General features: G+C 43.0%; 8 protein-coding genes and 1 pseudogene. 5 read left to right on the top strand and 4 right to left on the bottom strand.

Going from position 1 to position 10,226, the window contains the following annotated elements; all coding sequences use genetic code 11:
• Positions 1 to 962: S-(hydroxymethyl)glutathione dehydrogenase/class III alcohol dehydrogenase (locus tag B2863_RS02000; protein WP_296207178.1), on the bottom strand; the 962-nt coding region annotated here is incomplete at its 3' end.
• A gap of 205 nt (positions 963 to 1,167) precedes the next feature.
• Positions 1,168 to 1,485: a DMT family transporter gene (locus B2863_RS01995; RefSeq protein ID WP_228706520.1), complete on the bottom strand. Its 318-nt coding sequence runs from the start codon at positions 1,483 to 1,485 to the stop codon at positions 1,168 to 1,170.
• A 145-nt stretch (positions 1,486 to 1,630) separates the two neighbouring features.
• On the opposite strand from B2863_RS01995, the gene B2863_RS01990 reads away from it, so the two are divergent.
• From B2863_RS01990 to uvrA, 4 genes and pseudogenes are all read left to right on the top strand, one after another.
• Entirely contained in the window at positions 1,631 to 2,503 is an 873-nt protein-coding gene (locus B2863_RS01990; protein WP_102076505.1) for a LysR family transcriptional regulator, read from the top strand.
• Between the two features lie 117 nt (positions 2,504 to 2,620).
• Positions 2,621 to 3,547 (top strand): annotated as a pseudogene (locus B2863_RS01985) (bestrophin family protein).
• 288 nt (positions 3,548 to 3,835) lie between these two features.
• Positions 3,836 to 4,219 carry a VOC family protein gene (locus tag B2863_RS01980; RefSeq protein ID WP_102076504.1) on the top strand — a complete coding sequence of 128 codons (384 nt, stop codon included), beginning with the start codon at positions 3,836 to 3,838 and terminating at the stop codon, positions 4,217 to 4,219.
• Positions 4,220 to 4,552: 333 nt separating this feature from the next.
• Positions 4,553 to 7,087, top strand: a complete 2,535-nt coding sequence (gene uvrA / locus B2863_RS01975; RefSeq protein ID WP_102076503.1) for an excinuclease ABC subunit UvrA — start codon at positions 4,553 to 4,555, stop codon at positions 7,085 to 7,087.
• A gap of 71 nt (positions 7,088 to 7,158) precedes the next feature.
• On the opposite strand, the gene B2863_RS01970 is transcribed toward uvrA, so the two are convergent.
• On the bottom strand, positions 7,159 to 8,463 hold the full coding sequence (locus B2863_RS01970) for an NAD(P)/FAD-dependent oxidoreductase (RefSeq protein WP_102076502.1): 1,305 nt from the start codon (positions 8,461 to 8,463) through the stop codon (positions 7,159 to 7,161).
• 322 nt (positions 8,464 to 8,785) lie between these two features.
• The gene (locus B2863_RS01965) at positions 8,786 to 9,202 is read right to left on the bottom strand and encodes a hypothetical protein (protein ID WP_102076501.1); all 417 of its coding nucleotides are present in this window, start codon (positions 9,200 to 9,202) and stop codon (positions 8,786 to 8,788) included.
• A gap of 809 nt (positions 9,203 to 10,011) precedes the next feature.
• Between B2863_RS01965 and B2863_RS01960 the strand changes: the two genes are divergently transcribed.
• Positions 10,012 to 10,226, top strand: a 215-nt coding sequence (locus tag B2863_RS01960) for a recombinase family protein (RefSeq protein ID WP_296207168.1), incomplete at its 3' end; no start/stop codon positions are given.

Genomic DNA, 10,226 nt, shown 5'->3' with positions numbered 1-10,226 from the left:
CCGCCAAATGCTGAACCTTTCCAGACACGACCAGTCACTAACTGGAATGGACGGGTTGAAATTTCTTTACCTGCACCAGCCACGCCGATAATAACCGACTCGCCCCAGCCTTTATGGCAGCACTCAAGCGCGGAACGCATCACATCGACGTTACCGATACATTCAAACGAATAATCAACACCGCCATCGGTTAACTCAACGATGACTTCCTGAATTGGTTTGTCATAATCTTTTGGATTAATACAGTCAGTTGCGCCTAGTTTTTTGGCTAACTCAAACTTGCTTTCATTGATATCAATCACAATGATGCGGCTGGCTTTTGCCATTGCAGCACCGATGACCGCTGACAGCCCAATACCGCCCATGCCAAAGATAGCGACCGTAGCACCTTCTTCGACTTTTGCAGTGTTCATGACCGCACCCATACCAGTCGTGACGCCACAACCTAGCAAGCAAACTTCTTCTAATGGCGCTTCTTTATTGACTTTAGCCAATGAGATCTCTGGCAAGACAGTATATTCAGAAAAAGTTGAGCAACCCATGTAATGGTAAATTGGCTGACCATCTTTATAAAAACGCGTTGTGCCGTCTGGCATCAGACCTTTACCTTGAGTCTCGCGCACTGCTGAGCATAGGTTGGTTTTACCTGAAGTACAGAATTTACATTCACCACATTCTGCGGTGTATAGAGGAATGACATGGTCGCCAACTTGGACACTGGTGACGCCTTCACCAATTTGCTCAACGATACCACCACCTTCATGACCCAAAATCGCTGGGAATACACCTTCTGGGTCTTCACCAGATAAGGTAAAGGCATCGGTATGACAAACGCCGCTAGCGATGATTTTTACCAAGACTTCGCCTTTGCGCGGCAGCATGACATCCACTTCTTCGATAGATAGCGGCTGATTTGGCCCCCAAGCAATGGCGGCTTTCGATTTAATAAATTTATCTGACATAAGAGTCTCTCTTTTTGGTTAGTTGATTGTTGTCCCTGTTCAACTCAGACATATTTCTAGAACACCATGTTGAGCTGAGCGAAAAATTTGATCTCTATTTACCTTACCATTTTGTGATATGAGTGTTCTACTGCTTTACTATTATCTTTTAGCCCCATCAAATGCAGCTACTTAAAAGGATACAGTACTTCGTTGCTACTTTACATCAATGGCTATGCCCTTGTGATAGGCTAATGGTAGCAACGCCTACTGCAACCAACCCCATGCCGATCCAAGTGCTCAAATCGAGATGTTGTCGGTAGATAACCGCAGACAATGCCGTTACCGTCACTATCGCAAGTCCTGCCCATAGCGCATGAACAATACCAACCGGCATTCCTTTCATAGCCTGTCCTAAAAAAACAAATGCAGCTAGATGTCCTAACAGAACTAACATACTTGCTAACGGCTTAGTGAAGCCATCCGTCTGTTTTAATGCAACGTGAGATAAAGCTTCTGCAACCACTCCGAAAAAAAGAAACATCCAACTCATTTTGCACCTCTTGTATTAGCAAGCTTTAGTTGCAATGAACTGGAGCCTGTTTGAATTTATGCTTGTATTATATCTATTTCTGATTAGATGATAATATGCTATATTCGAAACTATCTTTTGCATATAGGTAATAATGATGAAATGGGATGGTATCAGTGAGTTCGTTTACGTGGCTGAATACGAGAGTTTTACGAAAGCTGCAAAGAAAATAGGCATCTCGACCGCTCAAGTAAGTCGACAAGTCAGCGCCTTAGAACAACGTCTCAATATTAAATTACTTTACCGAACGACTCGTAAGGTCTCGCTAACAGAAGAAGGCCGTGTTTTTTATCAGCACTGCCGCGGGGTACTTGATGGTCTCGATGCCGCAGAGCAAGCGGTGACTAATTTGCAGTCAAAACCGCAAGGCATGATTAAACTGACAACTCCTGTCACTTATGGTGAACAACAATTGATGCCATTGGTGAATGACTTTATGGTGCAATATAGTGATATTGAAGTGACTGCCTTTTTGAGTAATCAGCAGGTTGATTTGATTGAAGAGGGCTATGATTTAGCCATTCGCATTGGAAAGCTTCGTGATTCGACTATGATGGCAAAAAAACTCAGTAGTCGTACTAATTTTGTCTGTGCGGCGCCCTCCTATATTGAGAAATACGGCATACCGCATTCTCTGACCGAACTTGGTCAACATAACTGTCTGCTGGGGACGCTAGACTACTGGCACTTTAAAGAGTCTGGTAAAGAGAAAAACATTCGAGTGACAGGTAGCGTGCGTTATAACAGCGGTTATAGTTTAGTCGATGCGGCTATAAAGGGATTGGGTATTGTGCAGCTACCTGATTACTACGTACAAAAGCATTTAGAATCGGGGGAGCTGGTCAGCTTATTGGATAATCTTAGGGAACCTGAGGAAGCTATTTGGGCTCTATATCCTCATAATCGCCATTTGTCGCCAAAAATTAGGCTGCTACTAGATTATTTAGCAGCACATTTATCTAAACCCTAACTGGGTGATAGTAAGAACTACCCATACTTTAAGGCCTCGCACCTCGAAAGATAAATCATCTAATTACTTGGAGGTCTTGCACACTACTCTAACCAACTCGATCGTTAGGAGGCTGACATGATCGTCAAGCAAAAACCGAACGCACTCAAGCTGTTTTTTACCTTGCGCGGCTCTATCCTACCAAAAATTTATCCTCAGATTTTTCTCACCATCTTGCTTAGCACTCTAATAGCAGGCATCCAGTACTGGTTTCCAGGCTTCTTCTCCTCTTATAGTACGGCTCCCTTCACTTTTCTAGGGGTTGCTTTATCATTGTTCCTCGGCTTTCGTAACAATGCCAGCTATCAACGCTGGTGGGAAGCTAGGGGTCAATGGGGTCAGCTAGTAGTGGATGCTCGTAGCTTGGCCCGCCAAGTGCTCTCATTTATGGATGAAGAAACGGAGACTGGACGGCAAACCCAGCGCCGTATGATTCACCTAACCATCGCCTTTACTCATGCTCTGCGCCATCGACTACGTGACACTGAACCTTGGCAGGACGTTGATCGTTTTGTAGAACCCGAGCATCACCTCAGCATGCGCCAAGCGCAAAATCTGCCCGAGTACCTGCTGCGGCTGATGGGGAAAAAGGTCGGTTATAGCCGACGTGAGCGATTATTATAGGAATTTCTAGTACAGAACATGGATGAACGGCTGACCTCTATGACTGTAGTTTTGGCCGCCTGCGAGCGCATTCATTATACGCCACTACCATTTGCTTATACGCTGTTAGTACATCGCACCACCTACTTATATTGCTTTATGTTGCCTTTTGGTTTGGTGTCATCTCTGGGATGGGCTACTCCGTTTGTCTGTGCAGTGATCGCCTATACTTTTTTTGGTTTAGATGCTCTTAGTGAGGAGTTGGAATCGCCTTTTGGCTTGGCCGCTAACAATCTACCACTGAGTGCTCTGTCGCGTACCATCGAAATTAACTTACTAGAGGCACTGGGAGAAACCGATCTGCCGCCCGATATAAAATCTAAAAATGGCTACTTACAGTAAATTATTTTGCGTAAGCAGTTAGCCTTAAGTCTCTGGCTGAGTAGTTATATAAACAGTCTTGATGGTGACGGAACAAATAATGGCATTGTTCAAACATGAGTAGATATACGAGCCTCTATTAATAAAAATTATTATTACCTTATGGTAAAAGTCATTTTCTTTTTAGACCTATTATCTTTTATATGAAATAACGTATGATGGTTTCTATCGACAGACGACGCGGCAAACTTGCTGCAACTCGATAGAAAAACTATTGATAAAAAATCATCCACAACCGGAGAACAACACATGAGCATTTTTACTCACGTTACCCTTGGCACTAACGATGTTAATCAAGCACGTACATTCTATGACAACGTTTTAGAGATTCTAGGGCTTAAACGTATTGCTGACCTAGGTGATAATGGTTCAATATGGGGCGTAGATGCACCATCTTTATTTGTTATGAAACCTAATAATGGTCAACCAGCTAGTGTTGGTAATGGTAATATGGTGAGCTTTGAAGCACCAAGCCGCGCTGCTATTGACGCATTTCATGCAGCAGCATTGAGCGCTGGTGCTCAAGATGAAGGCCAGCCTGGTACACGCGATTGGGCGCCTAACGCTTACGCGGCCTATGTTCGTGATCTAGATGGTAATAAGCTTGCCGTTTATTGCTTCAAAGAAGCATAACAGCAGTCTTACGGACCGCTCGTTCGTAACCGCTAATATTAGTATCAATACTACCGAAAAAGGGTCCTGCAAATTTTGCAGGACCCTTTTTCGTCATTGAAATCAGCTTTATAACACTTGATACCCTGTCTATTTATGTGAGTCCGCGTACTATGTAAGTAACGCACAGACTCTGTAATAGCAACAAAATGTTAAAATTCTTCTTATTACATTCAACCTTTTATAAAGAATATCAATAGATAAATAACACTTATCCATGACTGCAAACGTCAATGAGCAAAATCCAAATATATTTAAAATCAAGAAATACAATTCAATAGGAGTCGCCTGTTTATGGCCACCAATAACAATAAACATATCAATAAAGACATTCTCTGTGACACTGACCACAGTGTTCGAGTCAGGGGAGCTCGCGTTCATAACTTAAAGAATATAGATGTAGATTTACCTCGTGATGCACTGGTCGTTTTTACCGGTATATCAGGATCAGGTAAGTCATCACTTGCTTTTGGCACTTTATTTGCTGAGTCACAACGTCGTTATTTAGATTCAGTATCCCCTTATGCGCGTCGATTGATAGATCAAGTTGATGAGCCTGATGTTGATATGATAGAAGGTCTGCCGCCAGCAGTTGCTCTACAACAACAACGAGGTACGCCCTCAGTGCGTTCATCAGTGGGCAGTGTTACCTCTATCTCAAACGGGCTACGCATGCTCTATTCACGAGCTGGAGATTATCCTACTGGTCAAGAGATATTGTATGCCGATGCGTTTTCGCCAAATACACCTGAGGGTGCCTGTCCTACTTGCTCTGGTATTGGCCGCGTGTTTGAAGTCACCGAAGAGTTACTAGTACCTGATAACACCAAAACCATTCGAGAGCGTGCTATCGCAGCATGGCCACCAGCGTGGCAAGGCAAAAACCTAAGCCGCATACTGGTGTCACTCGGCTACGATATTGACACGCCTTGGCATAAACTGCCAAAAGAAACCCGCGATTGGATCTTGTTTACAGATGAAACCCCAACCGTTCCTGTCTACCCTGAATACAGCCTTGAGCAAGTAAGAAAAGCGATTGAGAGCGGCGAAAAGCCCAACTATATGGGCACGTTTTCGAGTGCAAAGCGCTTCATACTGCATTCTTTTGCCACTACTCAGAGCTCATTGACAAAAAAGCGCGTTTCTCAGTTTATGCAAATCTCTGTATGTCCAGAATGTGATGGTAAAAAACTGAAAAAAGAATCACTATCCGTTACGTTCGCAGGACTTGATATTGGGGAGCTGTCGCAACTGACCTTTATCGAACTGGCGCGCAAGCTTGAGACTGCGGCCAATAAAGTCCCAACTGACAATATGGCAAATCGTGAAAAGGCTATCGTCGCTCAGCGCATTGCCAGTGATATGTTATCTCGGGTAAAAGCACTGACCCTATTGGGTTTGGGGTACTTATCACTTGAGCGCACCACACCTACACTATCTCCTGGTGAGCTACAACGCTTACGCCTAGCCACTCAAATTCGCTCACAACTTTTTGGGGTGGTTTATGTACTAGATGAACCATCCGCTGGTCTTCATCCAGCAGATACCCAAGCATTACTAAGTGCCTTAGATGAGCTCATTGCCGCTGGTAACTCAGTGTTTGTCGTCGAGCATGATGTGAGCGTCATCAGACACGCTGATTGGATCGTAGACGTTGGCCCCAATGCGGGTACTCATGGCGGCGAGGTGATTTATAGTGGTCCTGTAGAGGGATTGCGCGACGTGACTCACTCGCATACCAGCCGCTATCTGTTCAGCACTGACGCTATCGTAAAACGCACACCAAGAGAGCCGACAGCGTGGCTTAAACTTACAGGGATTACGCGTAATAACTTACAAGAGCTGGATGTCGGTTTTCCATTGGGTGTGATGACTACTGTCACGGGTGTATCAGGTTCAGGAAAGTCGAGTCTAGTGAGTCAAGCTTTGGTAGAGCTCGTTTATGAGGCTCTAGGACAAAAACAAACGGTTGAAGCTCCAACTGGCGAAGCCGATTTACTTGAGCAAGAGTTGGAGACGCCAACCGGTGGACAAATCATTGAGGGTATGGATGATGTCAAACGACTGGTAACCGTCGATCAAAAAGCTATTGGGCGTACGCCGCGCTCAAACCTTGCTACCTATACCGGACTGTTTGATCATGTCCGTAAGCTATTCGCGTCAACGAGCGAGGCAAAATCTCGTCGTTACAACGCAGGGCGTTTTTCATTCAACACGACTAAAGGTCGTTGTCCTAATTGTGAAGGCTTAGGCTTTGTGAGTGTCGAGCTACTGTTTCTTCCTAGCGTCTATTCGCCTTGCCAAGTCTGTCACGGACAGCGCTACAATGAGGACACGCTAGAGGTCACGTATCGTGACAAAAACATCGCCGATGTGCTGGCGCTCACGGTTGAATCAGCTTATGAATTCTTTGCAGACGACCCTGCTATCTTGCGAGCATTAAGTGCCTTGCTACAAGTCGGGCTTGGCTACTTACGACTTGGCCAACCAGCAACTGAGCTATCTGGCGGTGAAGCCCAACGTATTAAACTTGCCACTGAATTGCAGCGAACGCAGCGCGGCGATACGCTGTATATCCTAGATGAGCCAACAACGGGTTTGCACCCAAAAGATGTCTCGATGTTGATGGCGCAATTGAATGGACTTGTTGATGCCGGTAACAGCGTTATCATGGTCGAACACGACATGCAGGTTGCTAGTAGTAGTGATTGGGTGATTGATATCGGCCCTGGTGCAGGTGGTGAAGGTGGCCATATCGTGGCGCAAGGATTACCTGAAACAGTCGCTGAGTCGAAGATCAGCCGAACCGCACCTTTCATGCGCCTCTAGTGCCCGTCGCAAACCTCTTATGATAGTGTAAAAAAACGACAGCGATAATCAGTTTATCGCTGTCGTTTTACTTAATGTAATTTGATCTTTGGACGACCTATGCGTAGTATCTTTTCGCTAATCCATAAAGCAAATGTCTTGAAGGCACCATGAATAGACATCTGATGCATGCGATAGAGCGATATGTACATAAAACGGGCAATCTTTCCTTCAATGAAAAAGCTGTTATTGGTGAGATTACCCATTAAGTTTCCCACAGTACCGTAACGTGATAGATTAACCAGTGACCCATAATCGTTATAGGTAAAACCTCGTAGTGGCTGCTTTCTTAACGTTGCAATTATATTTTTTTCAACACATTTTGCCATTTGATGTGCAGATTGCGCGCGCGGTGGCACTTGTTTGCCATCGGTTTGGGTGAAGGCGCAGCAATCGCCTAATACAAAGATACGGTCATCAACCGTGCTTTGTAAAAATTTATTTACCCGAATTTGATTATTAGAAGTAAGCTCAAAAACCCCCAAATCTTTAATAAAATCAGGGGCTTTTACGCCTGCCGCCCATACCATGATATCAGCCTCAATCTGCTCATCATCTTTCGTAATAAAGCCGTACTTCGTCGCCTCTTTCACCTGTGTATGTTCACGTACATGAACGCCTAGTTTCAATAATTCGCGCTTAGCACTTGATGCAATACGCTCAGGCAAGGCAGGTAAAATGCGTGGTCCCGCTTCAATTAAATGGATGTGTAAACGTTTCGGCGACATATTTGTCAAGCCGTATAGCTTTAATAGATTAGACACATGGTACAGCTCAGCTGAAAGTTCTACTCCCGTTGCACCTCCACCAACAATGGCGATATTAAGTGCTTGCTGCTGGTTATCATCTTGATGAAGACGCGTAAAACCATCAAGCAATGAATGCTGAAAACGTTGAGCTTGCTGAGTTGAGTCCAAAAAGTAGCAGTTTTCCTTCACCCCAGGGGTATTGAAGTCGTTACTTATGCTGCCAATGGCAATAACAAGATGATCGTAGTGCACGTGGCGTTCCGGCAAGATAGTATGGCCTGATTCATCATACAGTGCAGCAAGAGTGATGGTTTTAGTTTTTTGATCAATATTATCAAATTCCCCCAGCTGAAAGTGGTAATGATGCTGAGCAGCATGCGCCGAGTACACCACACCATCTAAATCAGAATCAATAGAGCCTGTCGCGACTTCATGCAGTAACGGTTTCCAAATATGAGTACGGTTTTTATCTATTAATAATATATCGGCTTGCTTTTTCTTTCCTAACTTGTGTCCTAATTGGGTTACAAGCTCTAAACCACCAGCACCGCCGCCAATAACGACAATTTTAGGTGTGATTATATTCATAACGTTGTCCTAGACAATAACATATTCAAATAACTGACAATCTATTCGCAAGGTAGGTTATGAAAACCAGAGTAACTAATAGACTGCTGTCATTATGAGGTGAGATTCATGAAAGCTAAAATCATAAATCAGGCTTTTACGTGGCAGGAAATGGTGAGCTTATGGCCATCACAATCATGAATATTAGAAGCTTAATCGTGAGTACTTGATGTATCTACCCTCCTCAATAGATCGAAGGCAGATGACTTGTTCAAATCGTTATTAACAACCATGAAATCAGCTAACAGGCTCATCATGTATTTTTCATAATAAGCCTGAAATTTTACTTAGGTGCAAACATGTTATCAGCACTGCGATGTGCGGTATAAACTGCCTCACCATCACTTTCGCCATCAAATATAACCGTCACGTTAGGTGTAAATAGTAAGATATCACCTACTTCTGCCACGTATTTGTTGCCTTGTAAATCCCGCATCACAATTTTACCCTTAGTGATTACTTTGTATTCTACAAATTCATAAGTGTACTCAAACTCAACACCAGGTTGCATGGCAAAAAAACCAACCGTTAAACCATTAGTATTATTGGTGACGCTAACTTCTGCCATCTGACTTTTTAGGTTGTTAACTTCAAGTAAGCCAGCGAGTTGGTTTAGCTTATAAGTACCTGCTTTAATAAGTTGGATACCAGACTCTTGAGCAAGTGAGGCTACATTGTTTTTATTTACGGAAAGAGTCATTATTTTAATCCTAATAAGGTTGACTGAAAGATCAGTATCTGTAAATCATATGTTTTTTTAGCACTATAGATTCAGCTCATTACTTACTATCTGATCTATAACGCCTACTTTACATTGTTTATGAGAAATAATAACCAGCATTAGAATAAAATGACTTTTACATGTTAGTAATAATAGAAGATAATTGCAGAGTATAAAATAAGGTTGGGTGTTCGTCATTGACGTTAGTTAAACGACTGTTATATGAACATTCTAAAAATAAAAAGTGGCTCTGAAATTATGAATCATAAATAAGGCTTCCATCATCAGCATTTGAGCTTTGCAGATATTAGTTTAGTTGCTATTGAGCATATATAAAGTACGACCGCTAGTGTTGCCAATATGAAGGATAACGGCAAAAAGAAACTTTCTTGCAATATACCATCGGCATTAATACCGTTGTAAAATACAATTTCCAGTAGCCCTGACAAACCAGATAAAAATAACAGTATGAGCACCACAATGATTAGCTTAGACATCATAATAATTTTTCCATTTGATTGTTTGTATGTTTACGCCAATGCAAAAACTAAACTAGGCAGCTTAATTCTACTGGATAAGTATCTTATGCTTGGGAGAGTTAGCTAACTACTTTGAATGATATGAAAATTACCAACAAATCTTTTTTGGACTTATTAACTTCAAGTGAGCATTGTAAATTAGGGTATACCCCAAGGGAACCAGTTATTTCGCCCCTCAAACCTATTAACAGACCACTTAAAACAGACTGCTATAATGGAACCACTTATAACAGACTATTTTAGGTGTTTATGTTTATCAGAGCGTATCTACGAGCGTCTACCAAAGAACAAGATGCTAAGCGTGCCAAAAGCGAACTCATAGCATTTGCCAACGATCATGGCCACAAGATTGCCGCCTTCTATGTCGAAAACGAATCAGGAGCTATCTTGGTGCGACCCAAGCTTATGCAGCTGATTGAAGATGCTCATAAGGGCGATGTTATTTTAGTTGAGCAGATTGATCG

It is taken from the genome of Psychrobacter sp. UBA3480 (assembly GCF_002377945.1).
Classification (GTDB): domain Bacteria; phylum Pseudomonadota; class Gammaproteobacteria; order Pseudomonadales; family Moraxellaceae; genus Psychrobacter.
The sequence above is the reverse complement of the archived record's forward strand: the minus strand, read 5'-3'. Positions and strand labels throughout refer to the sequence as shown.